Source organism: Nostoc sp. (assembly GCF_036919555.1).
Taxonomy (GTDB): domain Bacteria; phylum Cyanobacteriota; class Cyanobacteriia; order Cyanobacteriales; family Nostocaceae; genus Nostoc.
The window spans coordinates 1-24,981 of sequence record NZ_JBALCS010000037.1 but is presented as its reverse complement, the minus strand read 5'-3'; the positions used below and the strand labels follow the sequence as shown (position 1 = coordinate 24,981).

Here is a 24,981-nt window from a genome sequence, read left to right as displayed (position 1 = left end):
CGATCGCAATCTCAACTCCAAGATACTCAAGCTGAATTGCAGCGATCGCAATCTCAACTCCAAGATACTCAAGCTGAATTGCAGCGATCGCAATCTCAACTCCAAGATACTCAAGCTGAATTGCAGCGATCGCAATCTCAACTCCAACAGACTCAAGCTGAATTGCAGCGATCACAATCTCAACAACAAGATACTCAAGCCGAATTGCAGCGATCGCAATCTCAACAACAAGATACTCAAGCTGAATTAGAGCAATCGCAATCTCAACAGCAAAATACTCAAGCTGAATTAGAGCGATCGCAATCTCAACAGCAAAATACTCAAGCTGAATTAGAGCGATCGCAATTTCAACAGCAAAATACTCAAGCTGAATTAGAGCGATCGCAATTTCAGTTACAATCAACTCAGGTAGAATTAGAACTTTCTCAACAGGAAATTATCGCAATGCAGAGCAGTAAATTCTGGAAATTACGAAAAATATGGTTCCGACTAAAAGGGCTATTCGGATTGAAAAATGATGAATCAATAAAAAATAGTTTGTAATTTAATATACCAAAAACTGATGTGTAGCTTTATAATATTTACTTATAATTTTAATGAGATAAAATAGATATAATTATCACATTAATTTACAACTATACCAAATTTAGATATAATTCGAGAGTTTAAATCAGTAGAAGAGAAAAATATTAATTATAATTCTAGATTCAAGAGATAAAAGATAAATTCGCGTAAGTGCAGTAGATAAAACTTAATTATAGAAGTTACGGTAGCTTTTATTTAAGTTATCACAAACGATAAAATTAAATAATAACTTAAAACCAAATTATAGTTTGTCACTCTCATTACAGACGTAGAAAAATGTCAACATCTCAAAATATAAATGCAGTTAAGTTATTTATCACATCGTTAGGCAATCAGTTTATGACTGAAATTGCCGAAATATTTGCCGAAGGCTTTAAAAAAAGCGGTCTTTCAGTAGAATTGCTTGTGGATAAAATACCCTCGACAAGGGTAGAAGATAATTTAATTCAAATTGTCGTTGCTCCTCATGAATTTTACCCGCTATATCTTGAGAAAGCATTATCTACATCGAAAGTCTTAAAAGTTACTAAAAACGTTTATGTTTTAAATGTTGAACAACCAGGTAGTACTTGGTTTGAAATTGCTTATAACCCAGCTAAAGATGCTAAAGGTGTATTTGATATAAATAAACAAGGAGTTCAAGAATTTAATAAACGTGGTGTTCCAGCTATTCATACTCCTTTAGGTTATGAAGATTTATTTTTTAAAGCAGAAAATAAGAGTGACTTATCAAAACCAATAGATATTTTATTTATCGGTTCTCATTCACCAAAAAGAGAAATGTTTTTATCTAAAAACGCTGATTTTTTTAGTCAATATAATTGTCATTTTATTATGACAAGAATCGATAAACCGAACTTGAAAAACACTCCTGGATTTTATTCAGGAAAGAAGCGAAATGAATTATTAGATTCTAGCAAGATTATACTAAATATTCACTTCGCTCATAGAACTTATTTTGAATGGCATCGGGTTTTAATGGCTATTGCTAATAATTGTCTAATAGTTTCTGAACGAAGTGATTATATTGAACCCTTAGTGAGTGGAAAGCATCTCGTGATGAGCGAAACTGAAGATATTATTGAACATTGTAAGTATTATCTAGAAAATGAAAATGCTAGATACAAAATCACTAAAGAAGCTTACGAATTTGTCATAAATAATTACACTGCACAGATAGTCTGTAATTCTTTAATCGATAAAATAAATAGTTTCTAATATTTTAAAATAATTGAAAATTGTTGAGGTGAAAAATGCAATTTGATAGTTTAGAAGTACGCAGAAATTCTTTAATTAGCCGTTTACAAGTAGCCAAATTATCGGAATTTTTAGGCAATAATCCTTGGGTGTGTGAAGCCAACTCTGCATATAAAGAATCTACAGCACCATCTGTAACTGTAGTGATCACACTATTTAACTATTCTGAATACATATATGAATGTTTAAATAGTATCTGTAAATCTAATGTTTCTGGTTTACCACAAGGATTTGACATTTTAGTGGTTGATGACTGTTCAACAGATAATTCTCAGAACTTAGTTAAGCAATATCTTGCTGAGTCTGACATTCCAATTTGTTTAATTAGTAAAGCTTTTAATACTGGTACAAGTGATGCTAGAAACATAGGACTAAAACTTGCTCGCGCACCCTATGTGTTTATGATGGATGCTGATAACTGGATTTACCCGAATTGTTTAACTACGTTATACAATGCGATCAAAGATTCTAATTATGCAGCTACTTATGGCATCATCAATAAATTTGAAAGTATTACTAAAGAAGCATTAGGCTTTCTTTCCTGTTATGAGTGGGATATGCGCGAGTTAGTCAGAGCACCATATATTGATGCTATGGCAATGTTTAATAAAGAAGTTGTTATTAAACTAGGTGGCTATTCTACTGAATTAATTGAATATGGCTGGTATGGATGGGAAGATTACGATTTGTGGTTAAAGTTAGGAATGTCTAATTATAACTGTAAGCTAGTTGCCAAAATTGTAGCATCTTATAGATATCATCCTAGTTCTCAAATTCATATTACTAGTAAATATACAGAAAGTATAGCAAAATATTTTCATAAAAAGTTTGCCTTTTTAATAAAAAAATACGATGATTTGGATAAAATCTTTGGATTTATAGTTTTTACACAATTGGAGGAAATCCACATAGATTTGGAAACTACTCATACCGAATTGGATAAAGTAGATGTTCAGATTAATCTGGCAAAATCAGAAATTTATCGTTTAAAAATGATAATTGCAGCAATGGAAAGTAGTAAGTTTTGGCAAATGAGGAAACTGTGGTTTAAATTTAAGAAAATGATTGGTTCAGGACAAAATGAGTAAATACAAATGATTATGCTCAAGCATCAAGGAAACAAACTAATCTAAAACTCACTAAATAATTCTTCCAAAATACTAGTTTAATCAAAATCTGTGAAAGTCCTGCCCACGTTCTACTTTGTTGAGATCAAAACAATACTTTTGTAAAAGTTGCATATCTTCTTATGTCAAACTTATAATTTCAACTAAAATGCAGGATCAAGAAAAAATTGGCATTGTTTTAGCGACATATAATCCTCATGTTGAATATTTTCAGAAACAGATCGAGTCTATTCAAAACCAAACTTGGCAAAACTGGATTTGTTATATTGTTGATGACTGCTCCCAACCTAAATATCAAGCTGAAATTCAAAAAATTGTTGAAAAGGATTCACGATTTATCTGTCATTTTCATAGCGATAATCTTAAACATTATTACAATTTTGAGCGTGGTTTGAAATACTGTGTTCAAGATCCTACAATTACAGCGATCGCCTTTTCAGATCAAGATGATATTTGGGAAGCACAAAAATTAGAAATATTGCTGGCAGAACTACGTTCTAAACAAGTGCTTTTGGTTCATTCTGATCTGAAGCTTATCAATAGTCACGACCAAACTATTCATCCTTCTGCCTGGGATTTTGAAGGACGTAATCCTGAAAAAGCTACAGTAGAATTGTTATTACTTCGCAATGTGGTAACAGGATGCTCTTTGTTATTTTGTACTTCTCTGATACCCTATATTCTTCCCTTTCCCCAAGATGAAATTGGTTGGCATCACGACTGGTGGGTAGCTTTGGTTGCAATTCAAAAAGGTAAAATAAGCCATATTCGTCAACCATTAATCCGTTATAGAATTCACAGTTCTAATACAGTTGGGGTAGTGCAAAATGCTGGCAATATATACACTGAACTCATGGTATGGACTAGTAATAAATATCGAATTACGGGTAAGAGCTATTTATTTCATTATAACTTGAGTAAAGCACTTTCTGATCGTTTTCAGATTGAAACTAATTCAAGCCAAGCTAATCCTTTTGATACTCTACGATTAGATTTTGGTTTAGGTATTCTCAAGCTCTGCTACCAAAGTTGGCGAAACAGTTATGGCTCTGAAGGTATAGCCCTACGAATTTGGATTCTTAAGGTTTTATTCGACATTAAAAAAGTTCAAACACATATATTTAAAACTTTGTCAATACATCATGAAAATAATAATATCCAAACAAAATAAATGAACCAGCAGCAACCCATCGCAGTATCGATTATTTTACTATAGCAATCCGAATTGAAGCGTGAGAAAATACGTAGATAGAAAGTACGTATCTATAAGCATTTCAGCGACTTTCTTGCTCACGAATGATTTAGGATTGCTATATACTATAAGGACTGAATACTATGGCTTTTCATAATATTAATACTATTTATCTCAATGATGCATTCGACCCAAAAAGCAATAACTTTGGTTTTCTGAGGTTTGCTTTGGCAAGTTTAGTAGTTTTCTCACATTGCCATCCTCTAGGTGGTTTTGCTTCAGCAAAACTTTTTGGAAGCCCACAAGCACAAGAGGATTATGGGAGTTTTGCTGTCACAAGTTTTTTTATCTTAAGTGGCTTTTTAATTACCCGCAGCTATACTACAACTTCCTCTGTATGGCGTTTTCTGTGGCATAGAATTTTACGAATATTTCCGGGATACTGGGTTTGCTTACTGGTAACAGTATTAATTTTTGCACCGCTGATTTATCTTTTTGAAAATGGCCATTTAAATGGTTATTTTCAAACCCAGATACAGAATCCTTTAACATACTTGTCAGCAAATTTTTTGTTGGATATCAAACAATCTGGTATTGGTAATCTTTTTGTAAAAGATGTTCCATATCCGATATTTTTTAATGTTTCTTTATGGACATTAGTATACGAATTTAAATTTTATCTTTTTGTAGCTATATTAGGAGTAGTAGGGATTTTCAATTTTTACAAGAAAATTGTACTTTATCTATTTTTGTTTTTATGCTTAATGTTTGTTTTTGATCTTGCCGTTCCCGGTATAGCTAGTAAAATAATACCATATTTCTCAGATATATACCTTTTAAAGCTATTAATTTACTTCTTGGCTGGCTGTGTCTACTTTCTGTATAAAGAAAAAATAGTTTTTAATAATAGGTTTTTTGTACTATCAGCAATATTGATTGTAGTGTCAATTAACGATAAATCCTATAATTTAGTTGCACCTTTTACTCTTCCTTATATCTTATTTTGGTTAGCATTTAAACTTCCTTTTAGGAATTTCGATAAGTATGGAGATTTTTCTTATGGTTTGTACATTTACTCATCTCCTGTAGAACAAATGCTGGCATTCTTTGGTTTGCATAAAAGAGGTTTCATAGTATACTTTTTACTATCTATATTAGTGGCTATTATACTATCTGTTCTCAGTTATGAATTCATTGAAAAACCTGCCTTAAAGTTAAAAAAGTTAAGATTTAAAGATATTATAAAGATATTAAATAGCTTCAAAAAATTTATGATGAATAAATTAAAGTTCTTTATGTAAACTGTTTAACTTTCAAGTGAGTACATAATCTTTTATAACAACCTAGATTTAGCCAAAGTTTTAATTTTTCAGTGTACCAGTAACTAACATTATTTACCAAATATCAGGTAGGCAAGCCTGAGTTAAAATAAATGAATCAGCAGGAACCTATCTCTATATCAATTATTCTAGTTAACTATAATGGAGCAGAAGTTTTACCAGATTGCTTAAGCTCTATAAAAAAAGTTATTGATATACCTAACTACGAAGTTATTGTGGTAGACAATGCCTCTAACGATGGTAGTGTTGAATTAATTACAGAAAAATTTTCTGAAGTTCGGTTAATTAGAGAATCCAAAAATCGTGGTTTTGGAGCAGGAAATAATATAGGAGCGAAATTTGCCACTGGAGAGTTTTTACTATTATTAAATACGGATACGATATTTACCAATAATATTCTCCCTCATTTAATTGAGCTAATACAAGCAGATCCACAGATAGGAATTATTGGGCCAAAATTACTAAACCTAGATGGAAGCTTACAAATTTCTGTTTCGCCAGCATTAGGAATTAAAGGGGAATATCAAGCTCGACGGCTGCATCGAGATTATCGGAAAAGCTCTAATATAAGTTTGACTGAGCAGAAATTCCAAGAAATTCAAGAGGCCGATATTGTTGTAGGGGCAGCTTTTTTTATTCGCTCAAGTTTATTTTATCAATTAGGTGGATTTGATGAAAACTTTTTCATGTATTTTGAAGAATCAGACTTATGTCAAAGAGCACAGACTCAAGGATATAAAATTATCTACACGCCTCATGTATCTTTGATTCATTTGAAAGGATATTCGATTCAAAAGGCTGCAAATATAATGGCTATTGAATACAGACGCAGCCAGATTTATTACTATCAAAAACATCGCCCTTTGTGGGAACAAATTTTATTACGTATATATCTTTTTTATAAATTCTTTGGCGAATTTGTAACTACAGCTAATCCTAACAGTCTAAAAATTATTATTTTGTTATTTACATAGAAAAAATCGACTGTTCAAGTCTCTGTATCTAATTAATAATACAATGATTTTATTATGCCTATTCTAGCAAATTTATCTTTTGCTCCAACTCAACCAACTGGTTGGTTAAGTTATAGTCTAAATTTATTAAAAGAGCTAAAAAATTTAGATGTTGACGTATTAAGTCCAATTGAAATTTCTGGTATTAAATGTCATCAGTCGCCACCAGATATGACGACGGATTTTGGGATGAAAGGGCATTTAAAGCGTCTGCTATGGACGCAATTGAAACTGCCAAATCTATATCGACAGATGAAGTCTACATTACTATTTTGTCCTATCCCAGAGGCTCCTCTATTTTCTTCCTGTTCTTATGTCGTTACTGTTCATGATTTAATTCCTTTAAGATTTCCACAATGGTTTTCTATAACGCAGCGACTTTATTGCAGCTATTATATTCGTGCTGTAATAAGACAATCAAAGCACGTTATTTGTGATTCAATGGCAACTGCTGAAGATTTAAGGAAATTTTTGGGAGTTACCGAAGACAAAATAACTGCGATTCCACTAGCATACGACAGCGAAAAGTTTCGTTTTTTGGATTTACCAACGCAAAATTATTTCCTCTCTTTAGGACGGCATAATCCTCACAAAAATCTTGAACGCTTAATTACGGCCTTTGCCGCACTACCTAACCGCCAAGACTATGAACTTTGGTTAGCAGGACCAAGCGATCGCCGTTATACTCCAGTTTTAAAAGCCCAAGTAGAGAAACTAGGTATAACTCATCAGGTGAAGTTCCTCGACTATATTCCTGAGAGCGAATTGCCAAAAATCATCAATCAAGCGATCGCTCTGGTTTTCCCCAGTCTATGGGAAGGTTTTGGTTTACCTGTTCTGGAAGCAATGGCTTGTGGTACTCCCGTCATTACCTCCAATCTCTCTTCCTTACCAGAAGTGGCTGGTGATGCGGCGATTCTGATCAATCCCTACAACACCGGAGAAATTACAGAGGCGATGCAGGTTATTGCAACTGATTCGGTATTGCGATCGCGCCTTTCTAGCCAAGGTATCACTCACTCTCAACAATTCAGTTGGGAAAAAACAGGAAAAGCAACCATCGAAGTTTTATCCCGCTACTTATAAAAGATAAATTAACGCCAGATTAGATGCCAGGATTTGGGATTTTGTCAAGATTTCAGATTATCTTGACTAATGACTTATAACTAATCCTCAATCCTTATGAAAGCACTAATTCTCTCTGGCGGTAAAGGTACACGCCTACGTCCCCTCACCTACAGTGGGGCAAAACAACTTGTACCAGTTGCTAATAAACCTGTTTTATGGTATGGCATTGAAGAAATGGTCGCTACCGGTATTACTGATATTGGCATCATTATCAGCCCGGAAACTGGAGCAGAAGTCCAAGCGAAAACCGGAAATGGGGAATACTTTCGAGCTAACATCACCTACATCATACAAAACCAGCCACTTGGACTTGCTCACGCCGTCCAAATCGCCCGTCCGTTTTTAGGTGATTCTCCCTTTGTCATGTACTTGGGCGATAATCTGATTCAACTAGGTGAGTTACGTTACTTTCTGCAACAATTTAGCGAACAACAGCCAGATGCTTTGATTCTCTTACGTTCGGTTGCCAATCCTAGCGCCTTTGGTGTGGCTGAGGTAGATTATACAGGACGGGTATTACAGTTAATTGAAAAACCCAAAGTTCCGCCTTCAAATCTGGCATTGGTAGGGGTTTATTTCTTTTCTCACCTCATCTATGATGCGATCGCAAATATCCAACCTTCCACCAGAGGCGAACTAGAAATCACTGATGCTATTCAATACCTGATTAATCAGAAAAAGCAAGTTTTAGCCTACAATCTCCAAGGCTGGTGGCTAGACACTGGTAAAAAAGATGACTTATTAGAAGCTAACCGATTAATTCTCGACACTTATTTGACAAAATCAATTCTCGGCGAAGTCGATGCCCAAAGTCAGATTATTGGACGAGTCCAAATCGGTGCAAAATCTAAAGTAATTAATTGCACAATTCGCGGGCCAGTAATCATTGGTAGCAATTGTTATTTAGAAAACTGCTTTATTGGCCCTTATAGTAGTATTGCTAACAATGCGACGGTCATTGATACTGATTTAGAACACAGTGTGATTTTAGAAGCTGCTAAAATTGTCGGAATTCATCAGCGTATTATTGATAGTGTGATTGGGCAAAGGGCACAATTGACTCTTGCGCCCCGTCGCCCCAAAGCCTTGCGATTTCTAATTGGCGATGACTGTCAAATTGAACTAACGTGATTTACTTCTTAAAAACAGGGAAAGCCACGGTCGAAGTGTTACCTGCTAGCTGTAAAATACAAGCATTAAATTACTCTCACAATTAACACTGTGGCAGATTACTCGAAATAATATTAATGAACACTGTACATACCAAAATTCCCGAAGTTATACAACTCGATCCCCAAGTATTTGCAGACGATCGCGGGTTCTTTTTTGAAGCCTACAACCATGGAAAATTTGCCCAAGAGACTGGTATTGTTGCTAACTTTGTCCAAGATAACCACTCCTACTCCAAACAAAACGTCCTGCGTGGATTGCACTACCAAATCCAACAACCCCAAGGTAAACTTGTCCGGGCTGTTGTTGGCACTATCTTTGACGTAGTCGTAGATATTAGAAAAAGTTCGACTACGTTTGGTAAATGGGTGCGTTATGAACTCAGTGCTGAGAACAAACGCCTACTGTGGATACCACCAGGCTTTGCTCACGGCTTTCTCGTGCTGTCAGAAATAGCTGAAGTTCTCTACAAAACTACAGATTACTACGCGCCCCAAAGTGATCGCACAATCTTATGGAACGATCCAGATTTAGCTATAGATTGGCCTCTGAATACGCCACCGATATTATCAGCTAAAGACCAAGCCGGGAAACCTTTGAGAACTGCTGAAGTATTTGATTAAGCTTGATGATTGCGTTAGGTTCGAGAACTAATTAGGATGAGTAAATCAATTTTGCTGATTGGTAGCAACGGTCAAGTGGGTAAGGAACTGCAACAAATTCTCCCTTCTTACGGCAATATTATCTCAGTGGCACGCCCAACAATAGACCTTGCCCAGACTGATACTTTGTGCAGTGTTATCAGATCCAACCAACCGCAAATCATCATTAACGCCGCAGCTTACACTGCTGTAGACAAAGCCGAAAGCGAACCCGAACTTGCTACCGCTATTAATGCTACTGCACCCCTAATTATTGCCCAAGAAAGCCAAAAATTAGGAGCTTTTCTAATTCATATTTCGACCGATTACGTTTTTGATGGCAATGGGTGTAACCCTTACCAGGAAACCTATGCGACTAATCCCTTGAGTGTTTATGGTAAAACTAAACTTGCTGGAGAAGAAGCTATTCGGGAAACTTGCACCCATCACCTCATCCTCCGTACTGCTTGGGTTTATGGAACCTTTGGCAAAAGTAACTTTGTCAAAACCATGCTGCGACTAGGTGCAGAACGCCAAGAACTTTGTGTTGTCGCCGATCAAATTGGTAGCCCAACTTGGGCGCAAGATATAGCCACAGTCATAGCCCAGATGATTCCCCAGTTAACTCCAGAAATTAGCGGCACTTATCACTACACTAATAGTGGCGTTGCTAGCTGGTATGACTTTGCCGTTGCCATTTTTGAAGAAGCCCAACAGCTGGGCTTCCCCTTGAAAGTTGAACGTATTGTCCCCATTACAACTGCCGAATATCCCACGCCAGCCCGTCGCCCAGCCTATTCCGTCCTTGCTTGTGGAAAAATTTCTGCAATTTTAGGGACTTATCCTCCCCATTGGCGACAAAGACTTCGACAAATGCTCACAGATTTCAAGATTGGGCATAAGGCATAGGGCATAGGGCATTGTTGATTAAGTTTCTTCCCCACTCCCCATTACCCCTTATCCCCAAAGGGGACCCCACCTTCCCCATTCCCCATTCCCCATTCCCCATTCCCTATTTCCTTTGACTTTTTAAAACTCCCGTCTCATGTTGTATCGGCAAGACATCTAAAATATCAGTTTGGGAACAATATTTTAAATCTTCTTGACAGTCAAGACGCAACAATCTTTGACCGTGACTAGCTTGGTGGAGTAATCCCAATAAGTTATCTTGCCATTGAGAGTAAAGAGCGATCGCATTAATTACTTCATCATTACCAGCTAATTCCTCTGGTGACAACGTGGTTTGCTGTAAAAGACTATGAGCGATCGCACCCGCACAAACTGTATCCTCTAAGGAGAAACTGCCTTCCCAACCTGAACCAACAATCCACACTGTCTCTGGTTGTAACTCTAGGAGAAATTGCACCACCGCCGCCCGGTTAATTAAGGCTGCTGCTAATACATTTGGGGAATCTTGTATCCGTTGTAAAGCACGAGTGCCATTTGTGGTACTGATAAACAAACGCCTCCCCTGTACCAATTCTGGTGTGCAGTCGAGGGGAGAGTTACCCAACTCAAAGCCAGCTACTTTCGCGCCGCCGCGTTCTCCAGCCCGCAGACGTTTTTCAGGAGGCCATTTTTCGCTAACTTCAATTAACTGATCTAAATCGCTGAATACTTGTACAGCTTCGCCTCCAGCTGCCAAAACTGTCGCAATTGTGCTAGTGGCTCGCAACACATCGACTGCGATCGCACATTCTGGCGCTTCATCCGTTGGAGTCAATTCAGGAGTGTGGTATACAAATAGCTTCACGCGCTGGATACACCTGCTTTAATACTACTACCGCAAATAACATTCTACCTAGTTGGTGTCAACTATAGTCACAATTGCTCTTGGAGCATTTTGATGCTACAAAATGCCCTATGTAACCCATCTAATAGATAGATAAATACTTAAAAAGTGCATTTTTATGCTTTAGACTTTCAGATTTGCGGCATTATCCTGTAATCTAAAACAAGAACAGACTTTCTAAAGCTGTATTTGGCATTCCAAGTTAGCACCACTACGCATACTAACTAAGCTTGCCAAATAAAAACTCAAATTTTCTACCTCCACTCCGCTTATCCAAAATCTCAAATCGAAATCGCTATGGCACCTTTACCCGATTACCGCCCTAAACAACTATCTTTAGGCCCGTTGGAAGCGGAAATTTTAAATATCATCTGGGAACTTGGTTCAGTCACAGTAAAGGATGTACACGATCGCATTCTGGCTGATCCCAACCGCGAATTAGCGTATACTTCTGTAACCACCGTCTTACGTCGCCTCACTGATAAAGGTTGGCTAGCCTGCGACAAGAAAGAGCGAGCATTCTATTGGCGGCCAATGCTGAGTAAGCAGCAAGCAGATGTCATCAAAGCTCACGAACAGTTACAGCGATTTCTGGCGGTGGGGAACCCCGATGTTGTTGCTGCCTTTGCTGATAGTCTGGATGAAGCAGCTAGTGAGCAAATAGCAGCGATCGCCAAACGCATTCAATCAGCACGCCAAGCCAGGGAGGAAAAATGATGCATCTAATAATGATTTTGAATGCTTTGGCAGTTGCCTGGTGGTTAAGATCCTCTTGGAATCAACACCAAGCTAGTTGGAGTCTGAGATGGGGGCGATCGCTATTTTTGTTCCTCTTCCCCCCCTTGCTAATTTTCATGACTGCGATCGCTGTGCTATTCATGGGGTCTCAAGGAGCAATGGGCGGGATGTACACAGGCTCAGTCAGCTATGTGGTGGCATTAATTTATATGGCATTTTTTGCCATATTATGTATTAAACTTGCCTTTCAGGGTTGGCAGTCTGTAGAATCTGCCCGTAAATGTCCTCTGGTGAATTTGGGGGATAAACGAGCCAGGTTACTGCAAACGGGCGCGTTGTTTGCGGGTCAAATTGGTTTTTGGCAACCAGAATTAGTGGTTAGCCAAGGGTTAGTGCAAACTCTCTCACCAGAGCATTTAGAAAGCGTCTTAGCCCATGAGCAAGGGCATCACTATTATAGGGATACATTCTGGTTTTTTTGGCTGGGTTGGGTGCGTTCCTGCACTGCATGGTTGCCGAATACAGAGTCTTTGTGGGAAGAACTGTTAGCTTTGCGCGAACTCCGTGCCGACGGTTATGCAGCCTTGCAGGTAGACCCTCTGGTGTTAGCGGAATCACTTTTATTAGTAGTTAGTAGCAGCTCTGTTTTATCGGACATTTGCTGTGCTGCCTTGGGTTCCTCTGGTACAGGCGATCGTTTAGAACAGAGAATTGAAGCTTTATTAGCGCCACCAGAACCAACCCCAGAAGCTCAATTGCATTCCTGGCATGGATTTATGTTAGCTTTCCTACCTTTAGTGACTGTAATATTTCATAGTTAATTTAAATTTAAAAAACTACTAAAGCACGAAGTTACGACGATAGCGACTTCGCTCATGTCTGTAATGATGTCTGCACACCAGTTGCATAGTTAGTAAACCTTGTGCCAATTTTTGCTCAAGACAGTTCACTTCCGTCCTGCCAAGACTTGTTCGGCACTCAAATCCAGTTGTGGAAAAGTGGAAGAGATGATGCGTTCAAGTCTTTGGAATGCAACAGCATCATAGAACCCTTCTATGAGAGTGCATACTGTTACTACCTCTTGAATAGGGTCAACAATCCAGTATTCAGGAATTTCGAGAACAGCATACTCAGAAAGCTTGCTGCGGTAGTTTGTGTTTGTGTAGATTCGCTGACGACTTCTACTACTAGTATCGGAGGAGTTTCGTTGAGTTCGATTACAGCTTCTGGATTAGAAAGTGCCTCCCATTGCTGTGTTGGTAATACTACCACATCTGGAATTCGTGAAGGCGCACGGCTGCTTGTTGCTTTCACTACCTCGTCCAGGCGTTCATATTCATCTAGACAGAGGAGAAATCGCTGACCACGGTTGCTGGGTTCTATTTCTGTTAACCAAGTTTGCAGCGCGGGAAATGGATCTTCAGCTAGTTTATCCGCATCTGGATTAGGTAAGTATACTTTGCGGGGTAATCGCCGTGCAGCTTCGATAATTTGTTGAGCTAAATTTTCAGCCAATCCTTTAAATTTTTAGCGCCTCAATAACGCTAATTAGTGACGGGGTTGGAATAACTTGGGTAAGTTGGAAGCCAGCATGAAGCAGTAGCACTTGATATTCCTCCTCTGTGCGTTCGTGTCCATCAGTCATAACTAGCATATTCAGGTCAAGCAACTTACCGAAAGAAGGTGCATTCCCAGGAGGAATTATTGTCTCAAACAGCAGGAGTTTACCATGCTGTGACATTGCGTGATGACAGTTTTTGAGAATGGCGATCGCTTTTTCCTCATCCCAGTTATGAATGATGTGCTTGAGAAGGTAAGCATCACCGCCTACTGTTACTGACTCAAAGAAGTTCCCTGACACTACCGTGCAGCGGTGAGACAGCGCTGCGGGAGGGTTTCCCTCCGCAGGCGACTGCGTTAGCGCAGCGTTAGCGAGCTTGCGAACGTCACCCGAAGAGTCTGCAAAACCTTGTGCTTGCAGGTAAGATTTTGCTTCTTCTATCACCGTTGGTACATCAAAGAGAATGCCTTTTACAGTCGGATAAGCTTTCAGGATGCTTGTCACCAAATTGCCGTGACCTCCTCCCACATCAACAATAGTGTTGAATGCTGAAAAGTCATAACTGCAAATAATTGCTTCCAAAATGGAAGCTGTTAGACTTGTCATTCCACAATTAAACAACTTGCTAGCTTCGGAGTTTTTAAGGTAATGATCATAAAGACTCATTCCAGCGATGTGGTCAAAAGCAATCTCGCCAGTTTTGATGCTATGTAGCAGGTTATCCCAGCTTAAGTAGTGCTCTTGTCCCAGTTGGGAAATGGCAAAAAAACGCATTGAACCAGGAACATCCGTTTGTAACGTCGCAGCCAAGGGTGTTAAGCCAAATCGATGATTATCATCTTCAGCAAATATACCCACACTGGCAAGCGCACGCAGTAATCTGTACAAAGATGGCACGTGAGTATCAGTGCTTGTAGCTATTTCCTCTACTGTTTTTGGCTGTTCCTTGAGGTAGTCAGCAATACCAAGTTTAGCAGCAGCGTGGATTGCCCGTGACACCCAAAAGCCAGAAATCATCTGGAGCATAACATCGGATGCAGGGACTTCAGTACTTATGCTTGGTTCGAGTGAATTTATATTCTGTAAATTCTTTGGTTTGTACATCTTCTTTTTGCCCAAATATTGTTCCGAAATGAACCCAATTGAATTGGAGTGGCAGCACCTCAAAAAAGATGAATTATCAGCACAGGTGTTTGACGATGAGTTAGACCTTGGCTATGCAGTAATTAATGGTATTCAAGCTAGGGGAGAGAGAGAAAATTACACCATAGAACGGATTAAATTTTACTCAACCCATCTTGCTTAACTTCTTGTTACATAACTATAAATTTTTCCGCCGATTTACTTATTTCTGTTAACCAAGTTTGCAGCACCGGAAATGGATCTTCTGCTAGTTTATCGGCATCTGGACTAAGCAAGTATACTTTGCAGGGTAATCGCCGTGCAGCTTCGATAATTTGTTGAGCTAAATTTTCAGCCAATCCTTTAAATTTTTAGCGCCTCAATAACGCTAATTGGTGACAGGGTTGGAATAATTTGGGTAAGTTGGAAGCCAGCATGAAGCAGTAGCACTTGATATTCCTCCTCTGTGCGTTCGCGTCCACCAGTCATAACTAGCATATTGAGGTCAAACAACTTACTAAAAGAAGATGCATTCCCAGGAGGAATTATTGTCTCAAACAGCAGGAGTGTACCATGCTGTGACATTGCCTGATGACAGTTTTTGAGAATAGCGATCGCTTTTTCCTCATCCCAGTCATGAATGATGTGCTTGAGAAGGTAAGCATCACCACCTGCTGTTACTGACTCAAAGAAGTTCCCCGACACTGCCGTACAGCGATCTGCAAAACCTTGTGTTTGCAGGTGAGATTTTGCTTCTTCTATCACCGTTGGTATATCAAAGACAATGCCTCTAACAGTCGGATAAGCTTTCAGGATGCTAGTCACCAAACTACCCTGACCTCCTCCCACATCAACAACAGTGTTGAATGCTGAGAAGTCATAACTGCAAATAATTGCTTCCAAAACAAAAGCTGTTAGACTTGTCATGGCGCAGTTAAACAACTTGCCAGCTTCGGAGTTTTTAAGGTAATGATCCCAAACACTCATTCCAGCGATGTGGTCAAACGCAATCTCACCAGTTTTGATGCTATGTAGCAGGTTATCCCAGCCTAAGTAGTGCGCTTGTCCCAGTTCAGAAATGGCAAAAAAACGCATTGAACCAGGAACATCCGTTTGTAACGTTGCAGCCAAGGGTGTTAAGCCAAATCGATGATGGTCATCTTCAGCAAATATACCTACACTAGCAAGCGCACGCAGTAATCTGTACAAAGATGGCACGTGAGTATCAGTGATTGCAGCTAGTTCCTCTACTGTCTTTGGCTGTTCCTTGAGGTAGTCAGCAATACCAAGTTTAGCAGCAGCGTGGATTGCCCGTGACACCCAAAAGCCAGAAATCATCTGGAGCATAACATCAGATGCAGGGACTTCAGTACTTATGCTTGGTTCGAGTGAATTCATATTTCTGCAAATTCTTTTTAAAGTTCTTGATTTGTGGGTGTACACAATCACAACTCAATCATATCCGACTACGGGGACGATAAGCCTCTGGTTTGACGCTGTGCGGATCGCAGACGAAAACACAATACATCTCAATGGATGAATAAACCACTGATATCAGATGTGTATATACGTACCTAAAAATTATAAGTTAAATTCAAAACATATTATATAGCACAGAAAGCCACCACTAGCGTCAAGGCGTTGCTATCCATCAGCGATCGCAAATTGTCATAAAATCCATTATCAAATTTATCTGGATGATCCAAAAAGCTTTTAAAATCATCCAGACAGAGGACGGGTAGCTTTCCTTGCTGTTTCCATTCCTTAACCGCATCTGAAAATGCTTGACGATTAAGCGGTTTAGTCTTCCAACAATTTTGCAGACTGCGTTGTTGCCATCCCTGAACATGATTGAGTAAACGTTTTGCTACAGCCTCATAGAAACCCGTTTCAGTTTGGCAATCTACACCCCGTAACGGTAGGTAAATAACCACATAACGATTGGTATTTTTTAATACTCGCTGCTCCCAAGTCCGAACGAAATGACGCAGTAACGAAGATTTACCAATGTGCTTGTCACCAACTATATTGATACTTGTAGGCTGATCGCCCTTCATCCGAGATGCGATCGCTTTTAATTCATCTTTACGACCAACAAACAGCCTGGGATCTTCAATCAATCCCCGCAGCCACAAAAGGATTGTCAGGCAGCGCTCCAGAAGCCATGTAAAGCCTTATCCTAGTTTCAGCATTTAAGTGCAATCACTTAAAAGAATAGCACTTAGTGCAAAACAGACCCTTGATGCGATCGCCAGTTTCCTTAAACTATAGCGGTTCTCAATTGCCATAGAATACAGACCTAACCCCCAGCCCCTTCCCTACAAGGGAAGGGGAGTAAGATTCAAAGCTCTCTCCTTTTAGGAGAGAGGTCAGAGCGTATTGCATCCAAACGAGCGATCGCTATAGATTAACTTTAGAGCAACCCCTTTAGCGGGACTTAAACAAAAAAGAGAAGAGAAATAGGGTATAATGCTTTACTAGCATAGCTTTCACGTCAAAGTAACACCCAATGAAAGAGACAACCCCTGCGGCCATGCCACCGTGTTTTGAAAAATGGTGTCAACGATTTGATGAAACGTTTACTCACAAAGCTCAAAAAAGAGGGTTTAGGCATTATTTAGGGGGATTATTGGGGGAAAGCGAGAGAAAAAACCTATCTCAGATGGCAGAAAATGCTATAGGCGTTGAATACCATCAATTGCACCACTTTTTAACTGAAGCGCCATGGCGACATTTTATCTTGGTTTTTTGCGCCTATACTTTTATCCTTTGGCATCAGATGACAGGGGGCTTGAGACGAAGGTGGGCAAGCAAACCTTTGAATACCTTTACTGAAGCTTTAGAAGCTTTTAGAACAGCTATGTATGAGTCGATTTTTTGATTGGTTGACTTATAATCGTGACGTGTTTGCTGCTTATAAAGCCAGTTTGGGCTACATTTGGGCTTAATTTTTGTTTAAGTCTCATTAGTAAACTTTTCTAGCTGGGCATGGGGCATTGGGCATTGGGCATTGGGGTTCTTTCTCATCTCCCCAATCCCCAGTCTCTATTCCCTATAGCTAAACCCGTGCTAATACTGGCTGATTCACGGATGCGGTGACTGAATCTGATTCTGACTCTGTGCAGTAGATTTCGCAGGAGTTATTAGGACTTTCAATCAATTTTACTTTGTAAAGTTTAGCTCCCAATTCCTGAATAGGCGATCGCAGTAAATTACTAATGTAAAGTGCGATATTTTCAGCAGTCGGCACAACTTCGGCAAAGTAGGGAATATCCTTGTTTAAAAAGGTGTGATCGAATGGCTCTATCACATAATCTTCTACCACTTGATTCAGGACACCTAAATCAATAATCATGCCAGTGCGTGGATCAATTTCCCCTTTCACGGTAACTTCTAGATGGTAGTTGTGTCCGTGACCGTGGGGACGAGCGCACTTACCATAAATCTCAGTGTTTTCTTCGTTACTGAGGTTAGGATGAGCTAGCCGATGGGCAGCGCTAAAGTGAGTACTGATGGTGAGGTAGGCTTCCATTGCGTTTCCCATATAATCTGCCCAAAGTTCAGGATGTTCAAACAACTGCACACGGACTTGAGGCAAATGTGGTGCTAACCTCTGCCAGATAATCCGGGCAATATTCTCAGTGGTGGGCAGAGTTTGTTGAAATTCTGCCCACACATCGTTGAGATAAGAAAAGTCCAATTGACTAGTAACTTCCCGTTTGATTACGTGTTTCACATCAGACAAGTTCAGCACCATGCCATATTCATCCAATTCCCCGGCTAGGGAGATAAATAAGACATAGTTATGCCCGTGTCCCGGAAATCTAGAGCAAGCACCAAATTTCTCAATATTCTCGGCTTCACTCAGTTCTGGCAACCAATAGCGATGACTTGCCGAAAACTGAGCGCGGCGATTAACTATACATTGCATGAGTACACTAGGAGCAGAATTTAAAATTTCTTAATCTTTCTCTATTTCCAGCATAAACTAATTCCTAACGTCTGTGTCATTAGTCATTAGTCATTTGTCATCCAGCAAAATTAACCCATGCCCTATGCCCCATGCCCAATGCCCAATGACTATGTAACAGACGCTTGCGCCTCACAATGTAATCTCGTAGCTATGCGGAATAGTTCTTGACCGGTGTGTAAATAACGCTCATCGTAGTTCAAAGGAAAATAAGCCAACTCTTCAAGTCCATCTGCTGCTTGATCTAGGCTGTAGTAGAGGTGAGCCGCCGTTCTTGCTAGACTAGGCGGATTTGGCAGGGAGCGAAAAGTAATTTGTGCCTGCTTGAGGTCATCTTTACAGGTTTTTAAATATTCCTGAAATTCATCTAACAACTCATCATCAAAGGGATCAGCCGCTAATTGCTCCATTTGTTCTTCTAGAGAATACAGAATGTTACAAAGCAAGCGATTTACTGGTTGGTAAACTTGGCGCAGCCATTCCTCAACTTGCTCGTCAACATCCCGTCCGGTTTTTCGTCTTGTCTGGTAATGCTTTTGCGCTGATGCTGTACGCTGTTGGCGATCGCTATTTAATTTTTGAGAGTCATCTTGCAGTTGTTGGTCATAATTGCGGCGATTTTGATTGTCGCCTAAAACCTCATAAGCTGCATTGATGCGGATAATCTGCTCGTGATCGGCTGTTTCCTGATTACTGTCAGGATGAAATAATTTAACCAAGCGGCGATAAGCTTGCTTAATTTGGGCAAGGCTTGCACTTGGACTAACTTTGAGAGTTTCGTAGTGGTTAGAAACGTGCTTAGAATTGACCATTAATTCAATGTATCGTTAACTGACGCTAGCGGTTAACCTTGCCTCCAAGTCCTGGAACAACGGCGTACTCAAATACCTCTCACCAAAACTGGGCTGAACCATCACAATTAAACGTCCCTTATTTTCTTGACGTTGAGCAACGCGAATTGCTGCACATAAAGCTGCTCCACTGGAAATGCCAGATAGTAGCCCTTCTTCTTTTGCTAAACGCCGACTGTAGGCGATCGCTTCTTCATCGGTGACGGTAATCACTTCATCAATCAATTTTATCTTTAGTACTTGGGGAATAAACCCAGCCCCAATTCCCTGGATTGTGTGTGGGCCGGGACGTCCCCCAGATAAAACTGGGCTATTGGCTGGTTCAACAGCGATCGCCTTAGAACTAGGCTTGCGGGCTTTAATCACTTCTGCTACACCAGTGATCGTACCACCTGTACCCACCCCTGCGACAATTATATCTACTTGTCCATCGGTATCTTCCCAGATTTCAAGAGCAGTAGTTTCCCGATGCACTCTTGCATTGGCTGGATTGCGAAACTGCTGCAACATATAGCTATTTGATGTAGTATTAATGATTTGTTGCGCTCGCCGAATTGCCCCACTCATGCCTTCCATTCCTGGCGTTAGTTCCAGTTCTGCTCCATAAGCCCGCAACATTGCCCGACGCTCCCCACTCATTGTCTCTGGCATGGTTAAAATTAACCGATAACCCTTAGCAGCTGCTGCCATTGCTAGAGCAATTCCTGTGTTTCCAGAAGTCGGTTCTACCAATACTGTCTTAAGAGGAGTAATCAGCCCCTCCTCTTCGGCACCGTTAATCATACTCACCCCAATGCGATCTTTGACTGATGCCGATGGGTTCATACTTTCTAGTTTCACCACAATTTCAGCAACACATCCTTCTGTTTGGGGAATGCGGTTCAACTGCACTAGGGGTGTACGACCAACCAGTTCTGTAATGTTACGAGCTATTCGCATAATTTAGTCCTTAGTTATTAGTTATTAGTCATTGGTCATTTGTCATCAATAAATGACCAATCACCAATGACAAATGATTCTTGACTAAATGTAGTACATGATATCCAACTGCTGCCGGGAATCTCGTTTTTCACAAAGATCCTGGAGCGTATATTTTTGCAACACTGAATTTGCTGCGCGACTTGCTTCTTGCCAAATTTCGTTTATGACCGAACTGTCTACCGTTTTGGAATTAACGTTTTCTTCACAAGTTTGCACCTCTAACCCTTCTAAACATTCCAAAATCTCAAAAAGGATGATTTTCCGGGGTTCTCGCGTTAACAGATAGCCACCTTTTGATCCGCGCTGACTCTTGACTATACCCCCACGCCTTAAGGTTGCTAGTAGCTGTTCCAGATAGCGATCGGGTATGTTTTGTTGTGCTGCAATTTGTCGAATTTGCAGAGGTTCGCCACTTTCGTAATGAGCGGCCATCTCTAATAAGGCCAGAATTGCGTATTCCGATTTACATGATAGTTCCACAAGCAGCAATAGTTAGGGGTCGGGGGTTAGGAGTTGTAGAGTCATTCAATTTGGATTTTAGACTTCGGCGTGACCCTTCGGCAGGCTCAGGGCAAAGACACTACTTCGACCCTACGACAAGCTCAGGGTAAAGCAAGGCTCAGTACAAGTCAGTCGAACGCTTTTTCCTTCAATCTAAAATCCAAAATTCAAAATCTAAAATTGGCAGCGTTAGGATATTACTCTTGCTGTGTCCCTACCATCTGTTGCATCCATAGACGCGTAGCGGCTTCCCGCAGGGGTACTGCTATATTCATCTAAAACCCGCCATAACTCATAACTTGTAACTCACAACTCCTAACTTTTCTAGTATACTCCGGTTACATACTGGGGTTTATTAGTTGTTGCTACTGAAAACAAAAAGCCCCGCCTGATGGCGGGGAGCAATAGAGTTCAAAATTGTCAGTGGATAGTTAACACTCTAGAAGGTAAAAGTTGTTCTGAGCGTACCGATAATCGCATCGTCGTTATTGCTGTTTTGACCAGGAGAGGTCAACCAGATTACACCAGGGGTAATTGAGATGTTATCGGAGACACGATACTTGTAGAAGCCTTCAAAGTGATATGGTACATCATTCCCAACAAAACCTGGTCGGTTAAAGGAATAGGGTTCTGCACCAGCAAAAATACCTAAAACGTTACCCTTTTTACCGAAATCAGGTAAGGCTACCCCAAGACCATAGCTCCAGGCGTCAAAATCATCATTTGCACCAAAGCCGGTGACCTGGTGGTAAGAGGCAAAGCCACTAATTGACAGCTTGTCGCTGGGTCTAAACGCAGCCTCCACACCATAGGAATTACTTGAAGATGCATTTGTGGTACTCAGAATATTAGCTTGTCCAGTACCTACTGCAACATCATTTCCAAAAGTTCCATCTGAGGTGGAACCTGAGTTGAACAACAAACCACCTGCGCCACTATATCCGTGAACGTAGGTAGCAGCTAAAGCTATGCGGTTGCCAACACTAAAGTTCAACTGTCCAAGAGCTGCATAGTCGCCGTTGGTCAGACCTTGACCAATACCAGGATTATTAGCTTGCGATGCTAAGTAACCCGCAGTGATTGAACTATTTCCCAGGATGCCACCACCTTTACCAAGAGGTAGATTGAGCGCTATACCTGCACCTCCACCAATCCGATAGATGGGACTTTCAGAAGCCAAGGTAGACAAAGCGCCGTTACCGCCGTCGGTTTGGTCAAAAAAGTAAGGGTTGTTGACGGAAGCATAATGGCTGTGTCGTCCACCACTAGCTGCGAGGTAAACATGGGCTGGGCCTATGGGAACTTCATAGGTCAAGCGGTCTATCTTGACACTGTTATTACCATCGCCAGCACCAACTTGAAACGTTTGTGTGCCTTCAGCATTAGCGATCTGATTACCAGCGTTATCAAATTGTGTAAAGGGTGTTGAATTACCTGCTGCAAGACGAGTATGTAAAACGTCTCTACCCGTAAAGCTAGTTTGCAAGTCTAAACGTACCCGATCTTGGAAGACGGTATTGTTGTTGTCACCATTCTTACCTCCAAACACATCACTAACGGCAAAAACGGCTTCACCGACTAATTTTGTGGTAGTGGAGAATTGATTAGCTTCCAATTCAGCAGTCCGCGCTTCTAAGGAATCTACACGACCGCGTAGAGTTGCCAATTCTGCGGAAAATTCTTCTTGTAACCGTTGTAAGGTAGCTAAATCTTGTTTCGTAACCAAGTCAGCTGTTGCTGTGGCAATCAATTCGTTAACCCGATCTAAACAGGCATTCAAACCAGCCGCAAATTCATACCGAGTTAAAGCCCGATTACCGCGATAAGTGGCATTGGGATAACCTGCAATACAACCATAGCGCTCAACTAAGGACTGCAATGCTTGGAATGCCCAGTCAGTGGGTTGGACATCGGAAAATTGGGAAACCGATGTTACTTGAGACTGAGAGTTATTTTGGTTGCCTTCGTTGCTATACCGGTTAACTTGATCTATCGTTGTTTGAGCCAATATTTCTGGCTGTTGGGCAACTTTCGTTACACCAGCTTGTTTTGCTGCTGATACATCAGTAGTTGTACTTGGAGCCGCAATTGCTGTTGTCGAAACTAACAATGCTGCTCCCAAAACTGCTGGGCTAACCACTAAGGATTTCCATAAGAGATTAGACATTTTCCTTTACTCCTCACACCTTGTTTAGATAATTGGCTTCGTTGCACCTAAATCTCAAAAATGCGACATCTCATTGAAGCCTGTGGATGAGGCATAGTCGTCACTACTACAATTTTAGTTTTTGCAAAGCTAATAAACGATTAACTTAGGGTTAAAAACTTATGTGATTAACTTATGCAAAAACATATCTTTATATCATAACATTATAAAACATTTGATCTAGATGGCAAGATGATAGCGATCGCCTTAGTAACTGTCACACATACTTATATCAATATTTAAGCAGGAAGTAGCGTTTAGGGCATTCGCTCCCTACGGAAGCTAAATTACTCAAAGCTTTAGACATTTAGCAGCTTGTCAGGAAAAATCACTTCTTGCACTTAGGACTAGGATAAATCCCACACCAGTTAGAAGACACTCCTCGGCTATATACAAACGTAGGCAAAGCCTTCTCGCAGGGTAGTGCCCCTGTTATTGTTTGAATAAACATAAGATCAGGAATCAAGCTTTTTGAAACCCGCGCACTCCAAAGGAAAACCCGTACCTCTATTGTTAAGCAAGCTATGGGCGACGTCTACATCAGGAGAAGGATAGGCGAGTTTTGTCTGTGTCGCGGTCATTTCCAGTCGCCTGGTGCAAGATGTCAGAAGAAATCACTTAGTTGATTTGGGAAATCACCTGCGCTAGATCAAAGTCTGTCTGTGTCAACCCGCCTGCATCATGTGTTGTCAGTGTAATCTTCACTTTGTTGTAGGAAATCTCTATATCTGGATGATGTCCTGCTGACTCAGCCGGCTCCACCAGCTGATTGACAAACTTAATTGCTTGGATAAAATCCTTGAATGTGCGGGTAATTTGCAACTTGGAGTCTTCAACAGTCCAACCTGACAGAACCTTTGCTTGTTCTTGAATTTCCGCCTCACTGAGTAGTTGTGCCATATCAAAAAATTCCTATATCCTTATCTAAAATATTTGATTTGTTACATCTTGCATCTGACAAAGACAAACCCCTTTTATTTTCCACACAGAAAGTATGAGAGGAGGAACTAAGGCATAATGTGTATGTGTATATTTAAATCAGACTTGGTAGATAGACGCTATTGCTCACATCTGGTCAGACTCTAAGGTTTGATGCAAAATATTTTTCTTTTTAAGAAAACTTAAATGCGTTGGCATCGCCATTTAAGTTTTTAACAGCAACCCTTGAGAAAACAAAAGTCACCCACAAAAAACTATCCGCGCTGGTTTAGATCAGTTGATCTAAACCAGCGCGGTCTAGCGGGTCTTCAGGTTGCAACCAGACTGCCGGAAGGAACTCCGAGCTTGCCTAGCTACTTGAGCTAACTTAGTCTCTCAAGATGACTAAGGCTAACTTTAGAGAACAGCCCCGGCACACAGCCGGCTAACTGCAACCTGATGACCCATGGTTTTACTACTTTCTATCATGGGCATCACCTCCTTATTGCCTAAGCGGTCTTAGTTTTAAAAGGGCAGAGTATTTACTCTGGGTTTATAACCTTCATCTAATATAACACATAAATTTAGAGATATTAACCATATACAGAAAAAAATCCCCCACTCTAAAAAAGATGGGAGATTACTAGAGAAAGGGGAATATTGACGCTTTCTTGGCTGATTGCAAGGAGATTATTTCATCTGGGTGGTGTCAATTTTCCAGAACCACAACCTTAATTCCGGTTATGGGTTGGTCGGATTTTAATGTTAGAGAGCGTTACCGCGAGGTAGAACTTCCTCAGGGAATACAAATTGTTCGTGGGGTTGATCTTGAGGAGCCATCCAAGCGCGGATACCCTCATTCAGCAAAATGTTTTTGGTATAGAAGGT

The 24,981-nt window shown here is 40.3% G+C and carries 25 protein-coding genes and 3 pseudogenes; 14 read left to right on the top strand and 14 right to left on the bottom strand.

What is annotated here, in order from left to right; translation table 11 throughout:
- The 10 genes and pseudogenes from V7K36_RS10640 to rfbD form a co-directional block, all read left to right on the top strand.
- Positions 1-543: pseudogene (locus V7K36_RS10640) on the top strand (methyltransferase); the annotation flags it as partial.
- 318 nt (positions 544-861) lie between these two features.
- A complete protein-coding gene (locus tag V7K36_RS10635) occupies positions 862-1,803 on the top strand; it encodes a glycosyltransferase (protein ID WP_335115523.1) in 942 nt (313 codons plus the stop codon).
- Between the two features lie 35 nt (positions 1,804-1,838).
- Positions 1,839-2,930, top strand: coding sequence for a glycosyltransferase family 2 protein (locus V7K36_RS10630; RefSeq protein ID WP_335115521.1), 1,092 nt, complete (start codon positions 1,839-1,841; stop codon positions 2,928-2,930).
- Positions 2,931-3,117: 187 nt separating this feature from the next.
- Positions 3,118-4,140 carry a glycosyltransferase family 2 protein gene (locus tag V7K36_RS10625; RefSeq protein WP_335115519.1) on the top strand — a complete coding sequence of 341 codons (1,023 nt, stop codon included), beginning with the start codon at positions 3,118-3,120 and terminating at the stop codon, positions 4,138-4,140.
- A gap of 164 nt (positions 4,141-4,304) precedes the next feature.
- Positions 4,305-5,462 carry an acyltransferase family protein gene (locus tag V7K36_RS10620; RefSeq protein ID WP_335115517.1) on the top strand — a complete coding sequence of 386 codons (1,158 nt, stop codon included), beginning with the start codon at positions 4,305-4,307 and terminating at the stop codon, positions 5,460-5,462.
- 131 nt (positions 5,463-5,593) lie between these two features.
- Positions 5,594-6,475: a glycosyltransferase family 2 protein gene (locus V7K36_RS10615; RefSeq protein ID WP_334831890.1), complete on the top strand. Its 882-nt coding sequence runs from the start codon at positions 5,594-5,596 to the stop codon at positions 6,473-6,475.
- A 54-nt stretch (positions 6,476-6,529) separates the two neighbouring features.
- Entirely contained in the window at positions 6,530-7,600 is a 1,071-nt protein-coding gene (locus tag V7K36_RS10610; protein ID WP_335115515.1) for a glycosyltransferase family 4 protein, read from the top strand.
- A 96-nt stretch (positions 7,601-7,696) separates the two neighbouring features.
- Positions 7,697-8,773, top strand: a complete 1,077-nt coding sequence (locus V7K36_RS10605) for a glucose-1-phosphate thymidylyltransferase (RefSeq protein WP_335115513.1) — start codon at positions 7,697-7,699, stop codon at positions 8,771-8,773.
- Positions 8,774-8,889: 116 nt separating this feature from the next.
- Complete coding sequence (gene rfbC, locus V7K36_RS10600; RefSeq protein WP_335115511.1) at positions 8,890-9,435, top strand: dTDP-4-dehydrorhamnose 3,5-epimerase; 546 nt, start codon at positions 8,890-8,892, stop codon at positions 9,433-9,435.
- Positions 9,436-9,471: 36 nt separating this feature from the next.
- Entirely contained in the window at positions 9,472-10,362 is an 891-nt protein-coding gene (gene rfbD / locus V7K36_RS10595) for a dTDP-4-dehydrorhamnose reductase (protein ID WP_335115510.1), read from the top strand.
- A gap of 103 nt (positions 10,363-10,465) precedes the next feature.
- On the opposite strand, the gene V7K36_RS10590 is transcribed toward rfbD, so the two are convergent.
- A complete protein-coding gene (locus tag V7K36_RS10590; protein ID WP_334831900.1) occupies positions 10,466-11,206 on the bottom strand; it encodes a 2-phosphosulfolactate phosphatase family protein in 741 nt (246 codons plus the stop codon).
- A gap of 336 nt (positions 11,207-11,542) precedes the next feature.
- Here V7K36_RS10590 and V7K36_RS10585 point away from each other — a divergent pair, with 336 nt between their 5' ends.
- Positions 11,543-11,962 carry a BlaI/MecI/CopY family transcriptional regulator gene (locus tag V7K36_RS10585; protein ID WP_334831902.1) on the top strand — a complete coding sequence of 140 codons (420 nt, stop codon included), beginning with the start codon at positions 11,543-11,545 and terminating at the stop codon, positions 11,960-11,962.
- Positions 11,962-12,804 (top strand): M56 family metallopeptidase, encoded by an 843-nt coding sequence (locus V7K36_RS10580; protein WP_335115527.1) that lies wholly within the window; start codon positions 11,962-11,964, stop codon positions 12,802-12,804. The genes V7K36_RS10585 and V7K36_RS10580 overlap by 1 nt, the downstream gene beginning before the upstream one ends.
- A gap of 125 nt (positions 12,805-12,929) precedes the next feature.
- Here V7K36_RS10580 and V7K36_RS10575 read toward each other — a convergent pair whose 3' ends face one another.
- Genes V7K36_RS10575 through V7K36_RS10565 form a run of 3 tightly spaced genes read right to left on the bottom strand, consistent with a single transcriptional unit; the run spans position 12,930 to position 14,648 of the window.
- Positions 12,930-13,082, bottom strand: a complete 153-nt coding sequence (locus tag V7K36_RS10575) for a hypothetical protein (protein ID WP_335115525.1) — start codon at positions 13,080-13,082, stop codon at positions 12,930-12,932.
- A complete protein-coding gene (locus tag V7K36_RS10570; RefSeq protein ID WP_335115508.1) occupies positions 13,058-13,498 on the bottom strand; it encodes a hypothetical protein in 441 nt (146 codons plus the stop codon). Before V7K36_RS10570 ends, V7K36_RS10575 begins: the two co-directional genes overlap by 25 nt.
- Before the next feature lie 4 nt (positions 13,499-13,502).
- Entirely contained in the window at positions 13,503-14,648 is a 1,146-nt protein-coding gene (locus V7K36_RS10565) for a methyltransferase (RefSeq protein ID WP_335115506.1), read from the bottom strand.
- A gap of 28 nt (positions 14,649-14,676) precedes the next feature.
- Between V7K36_RS10565 and V7K36_RS10560 the strand changes: the two genes are divergently transcribed.
- The gene (locus V7K36_RS10560; RefSeq protein WP_335115504.1) at positions 14,677-14,850 is read left to right on the top strand and encodes a hypothetical protein; all 174 of its coding nucleotides are present in this window, start codon (positions 14,677-14,679) and stop codon (positions 14,848-14,850) included.
- 7 nt (positions 14,851-14,857) lie between these two features.
- On the opposite strand, the gene V7K36_RS10555 is transcribed toward V7K36_RS10560, so the two are convergent.
- The 3 genes from V7K36_RS10555 to V7K36_RS10545 form a co-directional block, all read right to left on the bottom strand.
- Positions 14,858-15,025 (bottom strand): hypothetical protein, encoded by a 168-nt coding sequence (locus V7K36_RS10555; RefSeq protein WP_335115502.1) that lies wholly within the window; start codon positions 15,023-15,025, stop codon positions 14,858-14,860.
- 4 nt (positions 15,026-15,029) lie between these two features.
- A complete protein-coding gene (locus tag V7K36_RS10550; RefSeq protein ID WP_335115500.1) occupies positions 15,030-16,064 on the bottom strand; it encodes a methyltransferase in 1,035 nt (344 codons plus the stop codon).
- A gap of 206 nt (positions 16,065-16,270) precedes the next feature.
- On the bottom strand, positions 16,271-16,786 hold the full coding sequence (locus V7K36_RS10545) for an ATP-binding protein (protein ID WP_335115498.1): 516 nt from the start codon (positions 16,784-16,786) through the stop codon (positions 16,271-16,273).
- A gap of 389 nt (positions 16,787-17,175) precedes the next feature.
- Here V7K36_RS10545 and V7K36_RS10540 point away from each other — a divergent pair.
- Positions 17,176-17,614, top strand: a pseudogene (locus V7K36_RS10540) (transposase).
- Positions 17,615-17,724: 110 nt separating this feature from the next.
- Here V7K36_RS10540 and V7K36_RS10535 read toward each other — a convergent pair.
- The 7 genes and pseudogenes from V7K36_RS10535 to V7K36_RS10505 form a co-directional block, all read right to left on the bottom strand.
- Entirely contained in the window at positions 17,725-18,597 is an 873-nt protein-coding gene (locus tag V7K36_RS10535) for a 6-carboxytetrahydropterin synthase (protein ID WP_335115496.1), read from the bottom strand.
- Between the two features lie 149 nt (positions 18,598-18,746).
- Positions 18,747-19,448: a J domain-containing protein gene (locus tag V7K36_RS10530; protein WP_335115494.1), complete on the bottom strand. Its 702-nt coding sequence runs from the start codon at positions 19,446-19,448 to the stop codon at positions 18,747-18,749.
- A gap of 15 nt (positions 19,449-19,463) precedes the next feature.
- Complete coding sequence (gene cysK / locus V7K36_RS10525; protein WP_335115492.1) at positions 19,464-20,426, bottom strand: cysteine synthase A; 963 nt, start codon at positions 20,424-20,426, stop codon at positions 19,464-19,466.
- Between the two features lie 84 nt (positions 20,427-20,510).
- Positions 20,511-20,948 carry an RrF2 family transcriptional regulator gene (locus V7K36_RS10520; RefSeq protein ID WP_334949278.1) on the bottom strand — a complete coding sequence of 146 codons (438 nt, stop codon included), beginning with the start codon at positions 20,946-20,948 and terminating at the stop codon, positions 20,511-20,513.
- Between the two features lie 460 nt (positions 20,949-21,408).
- A complete protein-coding gene (locus V7K36_RS10515) occupies positions 21,409-23,136 on the bottom strand; it encodes an iron uptake porin (RefSeq protein ID WP_335115490.1) in 1,728 nt (575 codons plus the stop codon).
- A gap of 657 nt (positions 23,137-23,793) precedes the next feature.
- Positions 23,794-24,075: a 4a-hydroxytetrahydrobiopterin dehydratase gene (locus tag V7K36_RS10510; RefSeq protein ID WP_334827235.1), complete on the bottom strand. Its 282-nt coding sequence runs from the start codon at positions 24,073-24,075 to the stop codon at positions 23,794-23,796.
- Positions 24,076-24,858: 783 nt separating this feature from the next.
- Positions 24,859-24,981 (bottom strand): annotated as a pseudogene (locus tag V7K36_RS10505) (photosystem II D2 protein (photosystem q(a) protein)); the annotation flags it as partial.